An 18,308-nucleotide genomic window follows, 5' to 3' on the forward strand; every position below is an offset into this window, starting at 1 on the left:
GAGTCCACACTCCTTGTTAACCTTTATATTCAAATACCAATTGTTGCAATCTATCTTAAGCTTCCATACTCATCTTTGAACCCATGACACGTTTGATTAATCTAGTTGCAAAACCTGCGTTGATTCCATACATAAAGTTCATAATTTTAGAATCCTTACCAACAAAGAGCCTATACTTGTTCTTTTCCATTCCACTTATGATTTTTGAAGCTGCTGCTGCTGGTGATAATAGTAATTTAGAGTTTTTCTCTGAATCTGAGGCAGCCTTATCAGTAATGTCTGAATTTTTCATAATATCTGTTGCTATCCCTCCTGGGAATACAATAGATACATGTACATTTGTCCCTAATAATTCTGAGTATAAACCTTCAGTCATTAGCTTTACCGCCGCCTTTGAAGCGCCGTATGAATTCTGTCCTGGAAACGGAAAAAATCCTCCCATACTTGCAACATTTACTATATGAGCTTCAGGTCTAGTCAATAAATGATTTAGAAATGCCTTTGTCATATACAAGGTCCCAAAAAAATTGACGTTCATAATTCTATCAATTTGCTCAAATTTTAAATCTTTTAAATCAATAAAAGGCTGTATGATACCTGCATTATTAATAACACCGTCAATGTGACCCAATGAGGAAACAATTTCCTCTGCAAAATTAAATACAGACTCTTTATCTGTAATGTCTAAAACTCGAATTAATAAATTTGGGTTTTTACCAGAGATTCTAAAGGTTTCTTGAAGCGCAAACTGGTTTACATCAATTGCTATAACCTTTGCACCTTTCGATAATAGTTTAAGAGTTAACTCTCTTCCTACACCGTTTCCACCACCAGTAACTACTATATTTTTATTTGCTACTTTCATATTTTATCCTTTCACTCCCAACACCGGTCTATATTATAGCCTCCTATAAAGATAGATAACTCTATACCTAAAACTACTTTTAAAACTTTGCTGGATTCATAGCATAACTTTAAAAATATAAGCTTAATTATAGAGTTACTTATCTATATCAGAGACTCTTTAAATCAATAATATATTAAAACACTTTTGCACACTCGTAATATATCACCTTTTTTAGTAAAATTTCGACCTTCACATATTTTCTACACTCTTTGATATAGGTTATAATATATATAATTTACAAAAGCGAAAGGATGTATTGAAATGCCTGAATACCTATCTTCAATTGAAAAAATCTGCAAATTTACACTTAACCTTACTAATATGGATGTTACTTTTATTGATACGTCGTCAAACGTTCTCTTTGAATATGGCCATACTCAGGTACCCCAAATCCTAAGACCTTATTGGAAAAATGTGAATGAGATATTAAGTCTGCATGATTATAATTCTGATGAGGATGCCTTATTACATTCAACCTCTTATATGACCAACTTTATCTCCGTTAAAGTATGCAGTAACAACAAATATCTTGGTAATATTATTGTAGGTCCTTATCTCATTGAAGAACCTAATATATTAATGATTGAAAATATAATCTTTGAGAATAAGCTTTCAATCTCACTGAAAAACACAATTAAGCAATACTATCTCTCTCTTCCACTGATCAGTACTTATAAAGCCAAGATTATCGCTGAATCTCTTTCCTACAGCGCACTTAATATTCAATTTATTGAGTCCCATAGTGTTGGTATAGGAGATAGAAAATATAGTTTTCAAACTGTCACCCCAATTTCACAGGATACTTTAAAAAAGACCACTGAACAATCTATAGATTATATTGAACAAATTTATAAAAATGAAAATGAGCTTCTTCACGCTGTTGAAACAGGTAATATTGAAAAAATTGAAGAAATATTCGAAAAATCTTCTATTACCTCACGTGATTTGCAGGATCGTGTTCCTAATGACCCACTGCGTACAGGAAAGAATTTAGCTTTTGTATTAAATACTATTCTTAGAAAGGCTGCAGAAAAAGGTGGGCTTCACCCAATGGATATTCACAGCATGTCAGGTAAATATGCAGTGCAAATCGAGCAGACTACTACCTCAAATCAGCTATCAGAACTAATTGTGAAGATGCCTTCAGAATATTGCAAAGCTGTAAAGAAGCTGTCACTAAAAAACTTTAATTATCTTACCCAAAAGGCTATAGAGTATATAAGAATTAATCTTGACGGTGATCTTAGCCTGGAAGCTATTTCAAGTGCACTAGATATTAGTCCTACTATGCTGTCCAGGCAATTTAAGAAAGAAACAAAACACAATATTACAGAGTATATTAATGCTCAAAGAATAAACGAAGCAGTATATATCATGGAAAATCAAAACATATCAGTTACCGACATAGCCTATATGGTTGGTTTTAATGATCTTAACTACTTTACAAAAGTGTTTAAGAAGCTTAAAGGAATGACTCCTTCAGAATATAGAAAAAATAAGAGTTAAATCTTAGAGACTGAAAAAAGATTAGATGATCCAACAGCTTTTATTAATTCATTTATAGATTTGATTTTTATTTAAATTTTGAGTTATTAAACTAAGAAAGGAATTGGCTTATGATTACTATTTACGATTGGTTTGGCTATGAATTGCCGATAAAGGAACGTTATCATCTAATAAAAGAAGCCGGGTTTGATGGTGTCTTATTATGGTGGAGTAATGGCTTTGGTCGTGACGTCTTTGGCCAAAATGATTACCGTAACGGTCCACAAATTGCACGAGAAGCAGGCCTTTTTATTGAAAATATCCACGCACCAGTCCAAACCCAAAACGACCTCTGGCTTGACAATTTAGACGGAGATACCTTAACTGATTGCTATTTTAAATGTGTTGAAGATTGCTCCAAATTTGAGATTCCTACAATGGTGGTTCATCTTCCTGACGAAAAAAATCCATATAACTTATTAGGGCTTGATAGAATTAAGAGAATCGCTGAGAAAGCTGAAAAGCTTGGCGTAAATGTTGCACTAGAGAATGTACGTAACCTTTCAAATTTGATCTATGTGTTGGAGCAAGTGGCTTCCCAGCGTATTGGATTCTGTTATGACTGCTGTCATCATCACAACTACAATCCAGGTTACGATTTGTTATCCATGTACGGTTCACGACTTATGGCAATACATCTACATGATAATGGTGGAAGTTATGCTCAGCACCAGTTACCTTTTGACGGCAAGATTGATTGGTCTAATGCCATGAAGAAAATTGCAGAAACGAATTATTCAGGTGGCACTGCATTAGAACCCATGAATTGGGATTACAAAGATCTATCCGCAGAGGAATTTTTACAGAAAGCGTTTGAAAAAGCAAAAAGGCTGGAAGCTTTGAGACACTATAATCTATGAAACATAAATAATAAGCAATAATCAAAATACCGGACATAGCAAACATCCGGTATTTTTGCGCACGGGATACGTGCTAATGAACATATCCTATCTTTACTTAATTCTTTGGTGGAGGCGAAGCGTGATTTTTAAAATCCACCCTCCTATATATATTTTAGTTAAAAACTCTTAGGTTTACATATTATCTCATGTATCTTTGTATCTAATATTCTATTTACAAAAGATGGACTCACAACTATACAAGTATCTGCACCTTTTCCACTTCCTCCTACTGCTAGTAGCAACAACTATATGCTTTATATTTCTATCTTTTGCTGCTTTAATTGCAAGTTCTACACACTTTCTCAGACATAAAAAAGATATTCCAATCTAAGCATTTTTAGACTGGAATATCTAAATAAAATAACTATTTAACTGTTATAATCACACGTTGATAATATTTTAAAGCATGTTTACCACTATCTTGTACTTCAGCTATCATATGAATTGTATCTCCTGATTTTGCATCTTTAGGTACTGTAAATGTAACTGTATCAGAATCGCTTCCACCTAAAGTAATGTTATCTACAACTTCATCTGTTGCTAATTTACGTGAAATACTAAATAAGAAGCCTTGCACTTTAGTTTCTTCTACTTTATTCTTTGCTACTTTAGATTCTTCATAAGTGTCAGCTTCAGCATAATGCCACCATTTGTAAGAAAGTTTATCTCCATCTGGATCTTTTCCCTCAGCATGTAAGACAATCTTTTCCCCTGGTGAAGCTTTTAAATTAGTACCTTCCTTAACAGTCAAAGTCGGATTATGATTTGCTTCCTTATAAGTTTTCGCAACAGCCCAATCGGCTCTTGCAGCAAAATCATTTTGAATATCATCAAACCAACGCATCAAAGAATACTCTGCTTCGTATTGTTTTGTATATGGATCATAATCTAAAGCTGTATTTTTTGATAACTTATCACTAGTAGCTTCAAATCTACCACCCCAACCACCATATGATGGATTTTCTAAACTTCTTAAACCATTATTAATTAAATATAAGAAAGATGGTGAATCTCCTTCTGATATAAAGTCATACTTTTTGTATTGAGGGTTTTTTTGAAGATATGCGTCAGTACCTCTTTGCTCTTCCTCAAGTTCACCTTTAATATAATTTCCATCTCCCATTAAGGCATACTTAGAAAGCAATTCTCCATGGCCTGATTTAATATTTTTATATAACCAATCGCCTTGTAATCGATTATTTACTTGTTCCGGATTCATTTTCCACGCATATGCAAAACGCCAAAAATTACTAGCATCATTAATTATTTGTATATTAGGCCATTTTTTTGCAATATAGTTACTATAGCTATCATCTTGATTTAAAATAATATAAAGTACAAGTTTATCATTTATTTTCTTTTGAATAGATTCCCATTCAGGCGTCTTACTGTACTGTTCTTCAATAGATTTTAACGCACGTGCAGTAGTATTTGTACCTCCCCATGTTTGAACATAAAGTTTTCTTTTATCATCATCTAAGAAGAGTTTCTTTAATAATTCAGACCCTTCTGTAACTTCATCCATTTCTCCAGCATTTTTAATATTTCCAACTTTAGTTATACCTTTTAAATACTCTGGTTTTGGATATCCATCAGCATGCACACTTAAATTCGGATAAATTTTCTCATAACCATTAATTAGCTCATTAATCCATTCTGTACCAGTCCATCTATATGGCTTATCTCCTGTTTGTTCATTTCCTGCATAATGAAACATCGAACTTGTTAAAACAATACCAGACAAATCAACTTCATTTGAATACAGAAGAAATCTAATTACTGAATTCATATCATCTACTTCACCATCTGTTGTAATAACAGTACGAGCTTTTTCTGCTTGTTTAGGTGTTTGCTTTACATTTGATGACGTCTCTTTTGTAGTTTTACTTTTTTGACATCCAGTAAACATACCAATAGAAAGTGCTAATACTACTACCATAGATAATGATGAGTATATTTTGTATACTTTTTTCATAATTATTTACACCTCACGCCTAATTATTATAAAGTTATTTTTTATTGTTGTTCTTATTTGCTTATTTTTTATTCAAATTATCTTCTTTACCTATGTGCACTAAATAAGAAAAGAAAAATTTAATAAAAAAAGACCTAAATATTTCTTAAAATTATCTTTTAGAAATATCTAGGTCTTGCCTGCATTACCAGTTACAATCCTAAAATAATGTACTTATTAAATTTCAGTAATCGATTACTTAACACTTTTTATATTATCATGTCACCTATAGCCTGTCAATATCCTTTGATTATCAAAAGATAAATTTTTCAACTCCTGTATAATCATATCTTTCCCTATTACCACTAAAGCGCATTTAATAATTCCATCTTTCTAATACTTTGCTTAACAAAATCAATTGCTTGCGTCTGACTCTGTCCTTTATGTTTGATTTCTTTATCTCCTATTCTGCAAATTGATTTATAAGGGTAATCCTTTTCATCATTCTTTACAACAATTATCTCATAGTCTTTATATTTTTCCATAAAACATCTCCCCTTTATATATCTTTTATCTAATTATACTATTTTCTTAATAGTTTGAATATTCTATTATTAAATTATTTTTTAATTTTTATACACTTGTTTTATGGTAATTTCAAAAATTATATGGGAAGTTAGATTGTACTCAAATTCTTATTCCATATATGATACAGTTCACCTTTAATTATTCTAAATCTCTATGACAATGGAAAAACCCACGATAATAAATTTCTTTATTGTCGTGGGTTTCATTGGTGGCGGCAAAGCAGAGTGGGCAAAATCCACTAAATTCTACTTACTAAATCTTTCTTCTTCACCTAAATTCTTTAAACCTCCTAGAATATAACTTCTTAGATATTTTATAACCTTCCCTTATTATTTAAAGCATTTATATAAATTTTCGCAATTTCCTTTACACAAGTATCGATATCAAACATATTTTCACACCAACTCTTTCCCCATCTACCAATTGTTATAGCCCTTTCCTTTCTAATTAAAAGATGCCTGATATCTTTTAATAAATTTTTAACATTTGGCTTTTCAAGGGCATCATGATCACCAAAATACATATTCCATTGAACGTCTTTTGTACTTTCAGTTACAATTCCAGTATATCCTTGATTACCTATAGCAATTACAGGTTTTCCACACATCATACCTTCTAATGCAACTCTGCCTGTTCCTATAATAATACTACTTTGAAGATAATATGGTATTACGTTCACTTTTGCACCTATCATATGAACAACTTCTCTTTCCGCCATTTCATTGATTACTTGTGCTTCTTTTTCTAAGCTTTCTCTTCCAGTGCCATCCCCTATAACAATGACGTGTATATTAGAATAGTGTTCTAATAGCTGTGCGAAACTAAACAATAATACACGGGCTACATTTGTCTTGTTCCAATCTAACCTGCTGCAATAGCATAATATCTCTGCACTTTTTGGTATATTAAGTTCTTCTCGTATATCTATATCCGTATGAGAATTATTAACCAAATCCCTACTAATTCCATTTGGAATTATAGCAATTTTATCTCTAATTTTGTCTCCAAGTTTATTATACAGCATTTCTCTAACAGGCTTACTTACTGCAATTACCTTAGAGGCTTGAATACATGTAGAATAAAAAATATTATTAGGATAAAATAATCCATGAATAGTAACTACATATGGTATCTTATACATCCTATAAAGTTCGCTAGCAAGCTGCATGCTTGCAAATAAATGGCAGTGGATGACATTTATTTTTTCCTCATCAATAATAGTTTTTAGTATTTTTATCATACCAAATTTTTTTTTGTTCGATATATAATCACCATCAATAGGAATTTTAATAACTTTTATTCCATAGGACTTCATTATTACTTCCATAGGACCACCAGAAGTTGCTATGACCACATAAACTCCCATATCCATTAATCTTTTAGTAATATTAAGAACGTGGGTTTCTGTTCCTCCAATATTCAATGCATCTATAAGCATTAATACTCTTAGTTTACTCTTTTCATTCAGTTTAATTTTCCTTTGTACATTAAAATTTAAATCCTTATAGAAGTCCTTAAATTGAAAAGAATTCCTAATAGAAGGATCCTTAAGTAGTTTACATGTATATTTAGTATATTCCTTTTGATTTACAAAATGATAAGCATCTTTGTGTCTTCTATAGGAGTAAAGAATAGTATTTATCTTTTCTACAGGACTTAATTTAATCAACTCTAATAATAATTCTGTTTGATCATCAAAAAGAGAATTTTTACTATCATAATTCACTTTATCCATAAGTTCTTTGCGAATCATTAAAGTTGGAAATATTATCGGTAAAAAACCTGCTATAATTGATTTTTCAATTTCTTCATTACCTTTATAATAATTTTGAATTCTCTCAATAAAAATACAATCGTTACGTAAGGACGGATCTCTCGTAAAACAGGATATAAGGCATGAGACCATCCCAATCTTCGGATTATCATTCAAATAACTCTGTTGAATTTCCAGACGAGTAGGTAAACTTATGTCATCCCCATCATGTCTTATAATAAAATCTCCTTTTGCAAATTTATAGCCTTTCGCAAAGGCCGACCCAATTCCTTGGTGCTCTTCTAAGTTAATTAAATGAATCCTTTCATCTTTTATTTCAGATATTTTTTCTACTGTTCTATCTTCTGAAGCATCATTTACAATTATTAATTCCCAATTTGTATATGTCTGTTCACAAATGCTTCTAATACTTTCTTCCATGAATTCTTCACAATTATATACGGGCATTACTATACTAATTAATGGTTTCATAAGCTCACCCACTTTATTGGAAGTACAAAACATCTTTAAGATTTTGTACCTTATATCCATTATTTAAGAGTCTATATATAAATTCAAAATCCCATGCACCCTGCATTAAGTTATTAAAACCAGCTGTTTTATGAATTTGTTCGTATCTTATCATTAGAGTATTTATATTCACGCAGTTAAAACATTCGGTGATATAGGAGTCTTCGATCTTATCATCATATCGTATCATCGTTCCTTCTGGCTCATAATTTGTACCTACTGCACTGTACATGAAGTTATCCTTTAAAAACTCTACTTGTTTTTGTATTCTTTTTGGATGACTTAAGCCTTTGTCATGATGAAATGCTATATATTCCCCCCTGGATAGATAAGCTCCAATATTATATGTCCAAGGAGAACAGACCTTTTTTGGAGGTTTAAAATATAATAAACCTTGTATACATTTATTCTTTGAGTTATTTCTATAACTTTTATACCAATTATTAATTACTTCTTTTGAGTTGTCATTGGAACAATCATCAATTATGATAATTTCAATATTTGGATAGGTCTGTGCGCCAATACTCTTTAATGTATCGGAAATAGTTGATCCACTGTTTTTAATTGGAAGTACTATACTAACAAGATCATCAACAACTTTTCTCTTCTTGAGCACATTTATATCTTGTTTATGACGTATTTGACTACTCATAGATCCTGTATGTTTTCTTACATAATGCAATTCCTCTTTTATATTTTCAATGATAAAATCATGATTTACTATATTATTCACAAAAAACATATCATTGCCAACCGGAATGGCTTTAAAGCATCCTATAATCTCTTCCAGAATGGCAGCACGAAACATTAATGTACCATAAGCAACGCAATGTCTTAAATACTTTTTATAATTTTTCTCTATATGATCTGAATTAAAGCTTAGCCAGCCACTTCCAGCCTTGCTTTCAAGAATATTATCTTTAAAAGTTCTAAATCCTGTGCCTACCATAGCAGTATCTGGATGTTCTTCTAATAATTCCACCTGCTTCTTAATTTTTTCTGGATAGCTAACATCATCTGCATCATGTATTACAAGATATTCTCCAGATGAAATCTGAAATCCAATATTGTAAGCCCAACCTGCTCCACAATTTCTTGGAAGTTTTAAATAAATAAAATTTGAAAATTTATATTTACACTTTTTATACCATGAATTTACAAGTTCCTTTGTATTATCCTCTGAAGCATCGTCCATAATAATAAGCTCTATGTGAGGATATGTTTGTTTTTCAATTCCATTAAGAGCATCTATTATAAAATGGCCATAATTATAAGTAGCAATTACAATACTTACAAGTCCAGGCTTTCTATCTGATAATTGCGTCATCTCAACTTCCTCCTTCTACAACTCTTTCTAATGATAATATATGGATGCATTTATATATTGTGTATATTTACAAGATAATTTAAAACATTATCACTAATAGTTCTTACTTCATATACTATATTACTAACTTATGAAGGATGGATGTGAAATGAATCTTAGTAATAAAAAAATTTTAATTACTGGTGGTACTGGTACCATTGGAAAAGCATTATTAAATAAACTATTAAACTATGATATAAATCATATTTATATATTTAGCCGAGATGAACAAAAACAAGAAGCAGAACTTTATTATTTTAAACAAAATCCAAAGGTTAGTTTTATAATTGGTGATATAAGAGATTATTACAGTATAAACTCAGCTTTAAGAGGGATAGATATAGTTTTTCATACTGCTGCTATGAAAATTGTTGGTATTTGCGAAAATAATCCACATGAGGCTTTTATTACGAATGTTATCGGTACTCAAAATATCATCAAGAGCGCCACCTTAAATAATGTAGAAAAAGTCATATTTACCAGCAGTGATAAAGCTGCCAATCCTACTACTGTAATGGGTGTTGGAAAACTCTACAGTGAAAGGCTTATATCTCAAGCAAATTTCATTGCGGAAAATTCAACAATTTTTACAACGGTACGTTTCGGAAATGTTTTTGGTTCTAGAGGCTGTGTTCTCGATTTATTTAAAAATCAAATAAAAAAACAAAACTACGTAACTGTTACTCATCCAGATATGACCCGGTTTATATGCACAATTGATGATGCAGTTGACCTTTTAATAAAAAGTAGTGAAATAGCAACTGGAGGAGAAATATTAATTAAAAAAATGCCAAGTATTCGCATAGTTGATCTTGCTGAAGTGTTAATCGAATATTTAGCTCCTATATATTCAAAAGATCCAAAAAACATTGAAATAAAGATAACAAAGAAACTAGCTTCTGAAAAACTCTTTGAGGAACTTATTACAACTCATGAAGCCGAGAGGGCTTTTGAGTTTGATGACTATTACTCTATACTTCCTACCATTTTCCCAGATAAACAAAATATCTTTGATTTGGCAAAAGGCAAAGCAATATACGGAGAAATATCTTCAAACACTAGCATTAATCTTACAAAAGAACAACTTTTAGATTTTCTTATTAAGAATAAATTAATATAAGGGGGTGATATTGTGAATATACTTGTAACAGGTGGCTCAGGGTTTATTGGAAGATGGGTAGTAAAACGACTTGCAGAGGACAATCATAGTATATGGATACTAGATAACCTTTCAAATAGTTCAATGAATAATTTAAAAGATTTACAAATTATTTATCCTGATATTACCTTCATTGCTGGAAGCATTACGGATAACCATCTTCTTAAAAGCCTTTTCGCTAATAAATTTAATATATGTTATCACCTTGCAGCTTCAATTAATGTTCAAGATAGTATTGATGACCCAAAAAACACCTTTGAAAATGATGTAATAGGAACCTTCAATGTTCTTGAGCAATGCAAACTAAATAAGACAAAGTTTGTGTATATGAGTACTTGCATGGTATACAGTAAAGCTTTGAATAAAGAAGGCATTTCTGAAAGTCACCCTACATGTCCAGCTTCTCCTTATGCAGCTGCTAAATTGGCTGGGGAACAGCTAGCCTTATCCTATTACTATGCTTATGGTCTTCCAGTAGCTATTCTTCGACCCTTTAACACCTTTGGACCATATCAGAAACAAAATAGTGAAGGTGGGGTAATTTCAATCTTTATTAATAAAAAACTTATGAATGAAACACTATCTATATATGGTGATGGCAGCCAAACAAGAGACTTTTTATATGTTACTGATTGCGCTGATTTTGTAGTAGAGGCAGGTTACTCTGAAAACACAAATGGTAAAGTGTTAAACGCTGGTGGTGGTACTGATATCTCAATTACGGAATTAGCAAAACTAATCGCTGATGAAACAGGAAATATTAAATATATAACTCATATTCACCCCCAAAGTGAAATACAGAAGTTATTGTGCGATGCACGATATAGTCAGAAGCTTCTTGGTTGGAAACCTAAAATATCTCTGATTGAAGGTATAACACGAACAGAAGAGTTTTTAAAACTCAATGCTGATTGGAGGTGACATATATGAAGTCCTTTCGTATTGTAATACTAGCAGACAGCAGTAAACCTACTGTAGCAGTAAATACACAATTGCTCCGTACCCTACTCAACCGTATTAAGGGATTGTCACCGCAGCCGAAATTTACAATTTTTACAGGAGATATGGTATATGGTGGAGCTAACGTAAGTGAGCAATTAGAAGATTGGAAGAAATTAATTGAGGACTACTATCCTATTACTATGCTCTATCCAGTACTCGGAAGTCATGAAAATAATGAAACTGCTTTCAGTAATGCCTTTTCTCACCTTCCTAATGAACAGTTACAAGGCTATAAACGAACTGTATACTACTTTGATTATGAAAGTGCTCGCTTTATCGTTTTAAACTCAAATCGAAGAGGTTCAAATCGCAGCTATGCCATTGACGCAAAACAACGTGCCTGGTTAAAAAGCACACTAGATGGCAGTGATAAAAAATATAATTTTGTGTTTTTCCATGTTCCTGCTTTTCCTGTTGGACCTCACTACGGAGAAAGCCTAGATGGGAGTCAAGAAGATCGTAATGCTTTATGGTCTATTCTTGATTATTATAATGTAACAGCGGTATTTGTAGGTCATGAACACCATTACTGCCGCCGTCTTATAGATAAATCTTTTGATACCAATAGTCTTCAAATACAAAATTCCATTTACCAAATAACTACCGGCGGTGCAGGTTCTTCATTAAATGCATACATTACTGATATAAAAAATGCTATCGTTGGTCCTCTTGCGATATATCATTATTGTGTTTTAGACATAAATGATAGTGGAGTTTCCCTGAAAGTATATGATAAAGAAAATAACCTTATTGATAGTTGCTCTATATACTCGCCTACTGAAGGTCCTGCTTCTAATACTATAGAAGATGTATTAATTCCTAGGGGTTCATCATGGATGTATTTTGATGAGGGTTCTGACCTAGGAACTTCCTGGAGAGAGCTTAATTTTGACGATTCTTCATGGCCTTCTGGACTTGCTGAACTAGGTTATGGAGATGGCGGTGAAGCTACAGTTATGAGTTATGGACCTAATGTTTACAAAAAATATATAACAACTTATTTTAGAAAACATTTTACTGTTGATAATACATCAATATATAAAAGTTTGGTGCTTCAAATTCAAAGGGATGATGGAGCTGTTGTATATCTAAATGGTAAGGAGGTATATAGAACTAATATGCCTTATGGTATAATTAAATACAACACTTTAGCCGTCAAAGCTCTAAATGGGATTGATGAGATTTCTTTTGAAAGCACTATAATTGATACAAGTTTTCTTAAAAACGGAGATAACGTAATAGCTGTAGAAATTCATCAAGCAAGCCATTCTAGTTCTGATATAAGTTTTGATTTTCAACTACTTAGGGATAAAAGTTAACAGATCAGCCCTAAATGCAATACTAAATATGTAAAAACACGGAAGAGATCAATTAATACTTGTATTCTTCCGTGTTTCAAAATATCTTAAAGCAGCAATTTTCTTATTATTATACTGTAATTTATTAGATAACTACCTTCCTTATTAATTCAAAAGCTTCTGCGTAACTGCACCCAATAACTGTGCCCCATCTTTTAGCAGCCACCTCCAATCCTTCTAAGGAACGAGGATGCGGGTATTCTCGTAACTCTGATTTATAACATTTCATTGATTCGAGTTTATCCTTTAGTGTATTTTCAATATTTACGAAATAATTAGGTGTAAATTTATCTTCGTTTAGAAAATTCCATTCTGTAGCAGACAAGGTTTCAAAACAGTATATTTCTTTTACTGGGCACTCTGCCATAGGTCTTGTAGCTGTTTGAACCGCTTTAAAGGTTATTCGGTGGTCAATATTCAAATCTCCATAATGATGTGTGAATATAATAGACGGCTTAATTTGAGAAACATACTTTTCAACTAATTTTACAATATTCAAGAAACCTTCTTTGTCAAAGCTGTTATCAATAAGCTGACAAAAGAAAGTTTCTTTATATCCTATAAGTTTATTTGCTGATAAACTATCTTGAAGTCTTGTCTTAATTTCTTCCATTACTTCGGTACTCATCTTGTCATGCCTTGAAGTAGTGCCATCAGATAAAATTAATGAATACACTTCATTTCCTTCTTTAATAAGCCTTCTGATTGTCCCACCGCATCCTAAAATTTCATCATCTGGATGTGCTGCTATTACTAAAATTTTTTCCATTACAATTCCTCCTGTATTCTACATAACACAATAAAATATATGATTTAAAATAATTTTGAGTAAGTTATAACATTAGTCTATGCACATTAAATTTATTAAGTACTATACTATATTGATAGAAGTAATATAGCTTCAGTTGTATTATTTGTAGCTAATTTGGGGTGTAACTTACCTTTAGGTTTTTTTACACATCATAAAGGAAGGATTTATTATGACACAGTATAACATTTTAGTTACCTCTATTGGAGGTGACTTAGGTCAAGCAGTTTGCAATGCCTTACGAAATACAAACTATAATATAAAAATTTGGGGAACAGACTGTAGAAACTATGCGCTACACCCTCTATTTTGTGATAGTTTTCATATTATTCCTAAAGCTGAAAGCTTATCATTTACAGAATTAATAAATGAGTTTTCTATTCATAATTCAATTGACCTGATTTATGTTTGTAGTGAACAAGAGCTTTTATATATCTGCGATCATTTTAATGAACTTGATGATGAAATACGTTGTCGTATTGCCATTCCTCCACTGCAGGTAATCAACATTTGTCGCAATAAATATAAAACAATTGAATTTTTAAAAAATAACAACTTCCCCTACCCATACTCAGTCTTATATAATGAATCAACACCAGAAGAAGAACTATTAAAAGATTTTAAATATCCTCTTGTATTAAAAAAAGCTTCTGATTGTGGCTCAAAACATCTTCACATAATTCAAAACCGTAAAGATTTTGAGGATATTACTAATCTAGACGACAGCTTCATGCTTCAAGAGCATATTGCTGGAACTGAGTATACTAACGGAGTGTATAAAGATTCTTTTAGCAATGAAATATATATTATTACCCTTGAAAGAACTATAAAAGATGGAATGAGCTATGAAGTAAAGGTAATCTTTGATAAAGAAATAGAAGAACTCTGTAAAAGAGTTGCAGAAAAACTAAATATAACTGGCTCCATTAATATTCAACTACGGAAACAGAATGGTTCTGAGCCCTTTATTTTTGAAATTAATCCCAGATACTCTAGTACCGCCTTTATGAGAGCACAATTTGGATTTAATGATGTTATATATGCTTTTGAAAATATTGTTCTTAAGAAATCTATTACTCCACCTATTATAAAAACAGGTGAAGCTTACCGATATTTAACAGAATATTATAAATTTTATTAAAGAAGGTGAAGATAATGAAGCATCCCTATATACCCTATGGACGTCAATATATTGATGAAGAAGATATTCAAGCAGTAGTAGAAGTATTAAAAAGTGATTATCTAACCACTGGACCAAAAATTCATGAATTTGAAAAAAAGGTAGCAGATTATGTAGGATGCAAATATGCTGTTTGTATAGCAACTGGAACTGCTGCTCTGCATGCAGCCTGTTATGCCGCTAATATTAGTACTGATGACGAGGTTATTACTACACCTATGACCTTTGCTGCTACTTCTAATAGCATCATTTACCTTGGAGGAAAACCTGTATTCGCTGATATTGATCCGCATACCTATAATATAGATCCTTTAGAAATAGAAAAAAAGATTACAAATAAGACTAAAGCAATTATAGCAGTGGATTTTACAGGTCAGCCAGCAGAACTATTTAAGATTAAAGATTTAGCTCAAAGACATAATTTAATTTTTATTGAAGATGCAGCCCACAGTCTTGGTGCTGAGATAATGGATTTAAAGGGAACCTGGCATAAGATTGGAAGCATAGCCCACATGACTACCTTTTCCTTTCATCCTGTAAAACACATTACAACAGCTGAAGGAGGAATGATTTGTACAAATGATCCTAAGCTCTATGAAAAGCTCACTCTATTTAGAACCCACGGTATTACGCGTTCTCCAGAACTTCTTATGGATAAATTTCATGGCAAATGGTATTATGAGCAGCAGCTCTTAGGCTACAATTATCGTTTAAGTGACTTGCAAGCTGCCTTAGGAATTTCTCAACTAAATAAGCTGGATAGCTTTATTAAAAGAAGACGTGAAATAGCTGCTCTATATGATAAAGCCTTCTCAGAAAGCACTTTTAAAAATAAAATTACTATCCCTTATCAAGCTTCACATACGAAATCTTCCTATCATATATATACTTTAAAATTTAATCTTTCGGCTATAGGAAAAAGTAGAGAAGAGATATTTAATAAACTTTCAGATTTAAACGTTGGAGTAAATGTTCATTATATTCCAGTATACTATCATCCCTATTATAAGTCTCTAGGGTATTCAAAAGGACTTTGTCCAATTGCAGAAAAGTTATATGAGGATATAATCACAATCCCACTTTATCCTGGCATGTCAAACGAAGATGTTAATTATATTATAAAAAGTATAAAGGAAGTGTAGTGTATGGATTACCAAATAAATCGCTTTGTTATTGATGTTCCAAACGGTGATGAAAAATCAAGTGTTGATCAATTAGACATGGACTTTTTCTTACAATGTGACTATAGAAAAGTAATACTTGGAACAGTCCGTTTTCCTGATGGAAAACCTGCCCCTTGCTCTGTAGTTAAGCTTTTCAAATTAAAGCGTGCTACTGCTGACCCTGAAACAACTCCTGATTTAGAACCTATTGGTCACGCTATAGCAGATGAAAACGGCCAATTTCTTTTAGGACCTGTATATCCTGGAGATAAGCTTGTATTGAAGGTATTATATCTCGATTGTTTCATAAAAAAATCTTCAACAGAAACTGTCAAAACTACACGTGAACCTGAAGATTATAATTTTCAAGAGTAGGTTACTATGGACAATATAAAAAAATATGAAGTAGCTATAGTTATTCCATGTAAAAATGAAGGTATTTATATTAAACAAACCTTGGAGTTTTTATTTAAAACTGAAGCGAAAAATATATCAAATATATTTATTATTGACGATGGCTCAAATGATAATTGCTGTGAGTTTTTAAAAAATCCTTTTAACAAATACCCAAATGTAACGTTAGTTAAAACAAAGGGCATAGGAGCGTCAGCAGCAAGAAATCTAGGTGCAAGTTTTGCACCACTTGCAAAAATATTAGTCTTTTGCGATGCCCACATTACTATGCAACCAAACTGGCTTAACACACTATTGAATGCTTTTAATAATAAAGAGGTAAGTGTAGTATGCCCAGGTATTGGACATTTTTCTCCAGATAGCCCTGTAGGCTATGGTCAAACCTGGAATGAAAAATTTGAAACATATTGGTTGAAAAAATCGATGAACATTAAAGAAGTTCCACTAGCTCCAGGTGGATGTATGGCTATAAGAAAAGAGGTCTTTGACGCAGTAGGAGGATTTGATCATGGCTTCCATAGTTGGGGCTTTGAAGATATAGAACTATCAGTAAAGCTTTGGCTTTTTGGATATAAAATTTTTGTACATCCTGATGTTAAAATTGGTCATAAATTCAGAAAAATACAACCATATAATGTTGATTTAACTGAATTTCATTATAATAAATTACGTATGGCCTTTAGCCATTTTAATGAAAATAGAATCCGTAAATTAATGGAGCCCCTGCATGATTATTCTAACTTTGAAACTATTTTGAATAAAATAGCAGCAAGCGATACTTATGATCAGCGTACGGAATATTTTAAGCGCCGTTTACATGATGATGATTGGTTCTTTGATAAATTTAATATACCATTCTAATTATATATTCGGAGGTGAAGTATTGAAAATTTCAACAAATATACTTAACAATAATTTTAATTATAATACGCCTATAGAAGTTGTCATAAAAAATATATATAAATTAAAAAAGACAGAAATTAAAGAGATTAACAATAATGAATTAATAATATCTGAAGAAGATAGCAGTTTAATTGAAATAGATATCATTTTAGATATACCAAATAATTTATAAAATATTTCATGTTAAAATGAAATTAAAAAGCCGTATTGGATTTCTCCAATACGGTCATTATGTATTCGTGGGTTTAATTGGTGGAGGCGAGCCACTTCGAATAACAATATAAAAACCTCAGTTACTTGTGATACTTTTCACCATTAATGATCCTAAAGAAATTCCACACTACTTGTTAAAACACACCATTTTCATTAGGAGAATCCTGAGGCACCTCTTGAGATATATCCCACATCTCAGCTATCTTTTCTCCTTCAAAACGATACATATGTACCACTGCTACCTCTTTACCCGCTGTTATCTGAACATGTGAAAGCAAAGTAACATATGGAGGCTCAGACACTGCAAGCTTTATTGTTAACTTCTTATTTGGAAACATTTTATTACTTTGGATCATGCCTAGCAAAAGCGATTCCCTATCCCCACTAAAAAATCCATTATGATGTTTAAATTTAGGTAGTGTATATAGATCATAGACTTCACGAACTTTATCAGTTACAACTCCTTGAAGAAAAGCTTTTGCTATTTCTTTTTGCTTACTTTCCATAGTTTTTCCCTCTTTTCTAATTTATTTTTTTATAGATAAACTATTTCTATCATTAA

Annotated in this window: 17 protein-coding genes; 10 read left to right on the forward strand and 7 right to left on the reverse strand. The window is 31.8% G+C overall.

The window, feature by feature from the left end; translation table 11 throughout:
- Positions 1-55: 55 nt before the first annotated feature.
- Entirely contained in the window at positions 56-865 is an 810-nt protein-coding gene (locus tag J3477_RS18220; RefSeq protein ID WP_206871370.1) for an SDR family NAD(P)-dependent oxidoreductase, read from the reverse strand.
- Between the two features lie 303 nt (positions 866-1,168).
- Between J3477_RS18220 and J3477_RS18225 the strand changes: the two genes are divergently transcribed.
- Both J3477_RS18225 and J3477_RS18230 read left to right on the forward strand, forming a co-directional pair.
- The gene (locus J3477_RS18225) at positions 1,169-2,413 is read left to right on the forward strand and encodes a helix-turn-helix domain-containing protein (RefSeq protein ID WP_206871371.1); all 1,245 of its coding nucleotides are present in this window, start codon (positions 1,169-1,171) and stop codon (positions 2,411-2,413) included.
- A 110-nt stretch (positions 2,414-2,523) separates the two neighbouring features.
- Positions 2,524-3,312, forward strand: a complete 789-nt coding sequence (locus J3477_RS18230; protein ID WP_206871372.1) for a sugar phosphate isomerase/epimerase family protein — start codon at positions 2,524-2,526, stop codon at positions 3,310-3,312.
- Positions 3,313-3,718: 406 nt separating this feature from the next.
- Here the strand turns inward: J3477_RS18230 and J3477_RS18235 are convergent, their stop codons facing one another.
- From J3477_RS18235 to J3477_RS18250, 4 genes are all read right to left on the reverse strand, one after another.
- A complete protein-coding gene (locus J3477_RS18235) occupies positions 3,719-5,329 on the reverse strand; it encodes a DUF1593 domain-containing protein (protein WP_206871373.1) in 1,611 nt (536 codons plus the stop codon).
- Between the two features lie 344 nt (positions 5,330-5,673).
- Positions 5,674-5,853 carry a hypothetical protein gene (locus tag J3477_RS18240; RefSeq protein WP_206871374.1) on the reverse strand — a complete coding sequence of 60 codons (180 nt, stop codon included), beginning with the start codon at positions 5,851-5,853 and terminating at the stop codon, positions 5,674-5,676.
- A 356-nt stretch (positions 5,854-6,209) separates the two neighbouring features.
- Positions 6,210-8,141 (reverse strand): glycosyltransferase, encoded by a 1,932-nt coding sequence (locus J3477_RS18245; RefSeq protein ID WP_206871375.1) that lies wholly within the window; start codon positions 8,139-8,141, stop codon positions 6,210-6,212.
- 13 nt (positions 8,142-8,154) lie between these two features.
- The gene (locus tag J3477_RS18250) at positions 8,155-9,507 is read right to left on the reverse strand and encodes a glycosyltransferase family 2 protein (protein WP_206871376.1); all 1,353 of its coding nucleotides are present in this window, start codon (positions 9,505-9,507) and stop codon (positions 8,155-8,157) included.
- A 148-nt stretch (positions 9,508-9,655) separates the two neighbouring features.
- Here J3477_RS18250 and J3477_RS18255 point away from each other — a divergent pair, with 148 nt between their 5' ends.
- From J3477_RS18255 to J3477_RS18265, 3 genes are read left to right on the forward strand one after another with little or no spacing between them, the layout of a single operon-like run.
- Positions 9,656-10,666 carry an SDR family NAD(P)-dependent oxidoreductase gene (locus tag J3477_RS18255; RefSeq protein ID WP_206871377.1) on the forward strand — a complete coding sequence of 337 codons (1,011 nt, stop codon included), beginning with the start codon at positions 9,656-9,658 and terminating at the stop codon, positions 10,664-10,666.
- 12 nt (positions 10,667-10,678) lie between these two features.
- Positions 10,679-11,626 (forward strand): dTDP-glucose 4,6-dehydratase, encoded by a 948-nt coding sequence (locus tag J3477_RS18260; protein WP_206871378.1) that lies wholly within the window; start codon positions 10,679-10,681, stop codon positions 11,624-11,626.
- Between the two features lie 5 nt (positions 11,627-11,631).
- Positions 11,632-13,026: a metallophosphoesterase family protein gene (locus J3477_RS18265; protein ID WP_206871379.1), complete on the forward strand. Its 1,395-nt coding sequence runs from the start codon at positions 11,632-11,634 to the stop codon at positions 13,024-13,026.
- Between the two features lie 124 nt (positions 13,027-13,150).
- On the opposite strand, the gene J3477_RS18270 is transcribed toward J3477_RS18265, so the two are convergent.
- Complete coding sequence (locus tag J3477_RS18270) at positions 13,151-13,834, reverse strand: PIG-L deacetylase family protein (protein WP_206871380.1); 684 nt, start codon at positions 13,832-13,834, stop codon at positions 13,151-13,153.
- A gap of 211 nt (positions 13,835-14,045) precedes the next feature.
- On the opposite strand from J3477_RS18270, the gene J3477_RS18275 reads away from it, so the two are divergent.
- The 5 genes from J3477_RS18275 to J3477_RS18295 are packed head-to-tail and all read left to right on the forward strand — an operon-like array spanning position 14,046 to position 17,705.
- Positions 14,046-15,014, forward strand: coding sequence for an ATP-grasp domain-containing protein (locus J3477_RS18275; RefSeq protein ID WP_206871381.1), 969 nt, complete (start codon positions 14,046-14,048; stop codon positions 15,012-15,014).
- 14 nt (positions 15,015-15,028) lie between these two features.
- Entirely contained in the window at positions 15,029-16,195 is a 1,167-nt protein-coding gene (pseC, locus tag J3477_RS18280) for a UDP-4-amino-4,6-dideoxy-N-acetyl-beta-L-altrosamine transaminase (protein ID WP_206871382.1), read from the forward strand.
- A 3-nt stretch (positions 16,196-16,198) separates the two neighbouring features.
- Positions 16,199-16,591 (forward strand): hypothetical protein, encoded by a 393-nt coding sequence (locus tag J3477_RS18285; protein ID WP_206871383.1) that lies wholly within the window; start codon positions 16,199-16,201, stop codon positions 16,589-16,591.
- A 6-nt stretch (positions 16,592-16,597) separates the two neighbouring features.
- Positions 16,598-17,491, forward strand: coding sequence for a glycosyltransferase family 2 protein (locus tag J3477_RS18290; RefSeq protein WP_206871384.1), 894 nt, complete (start codon positions 16,598-16,600; stop codon positions 17,489-17,491).
- A gap of 22 nt (positions 17,492-17,513) precedes the next feature.
- On the forward strand, positions 17,514-17,705 hold the full coding sequence (locus J3477_RS18295; RefSeq protein ID WP_206871555.1) for a hypothetical protein: 192 nt from the start codon (positions 17,514-17,516) through the stop codon (positions 17,703-17,705).
- A 175-nt stretch (positions 17,706-17,880) separates the two neighbouring features.
- Here J3477_RS18295 and J3477_RS18300 read toward each other — a convergent pair whose 3' ends face one another.
- Entirely contained in the window at positions 17,881-18,252 is a 372-nt protein-coding gene (locus J3477_RS18300) for a nuclear transport factor 2 family protein (protein ID WP_206871385.1), read from the reverse strand.
- Positions 18,253-18,308: the final 56 nt, after the last annotated feature.

Source organism: Clostridium zeae (assembly GCF_017312485.1).
Lineage (GTDB): Bacteria > Bacillota > Clostridia > Clostridiales > Clostridiaceae > Clostridium_AR > Clostridium_AR zeae.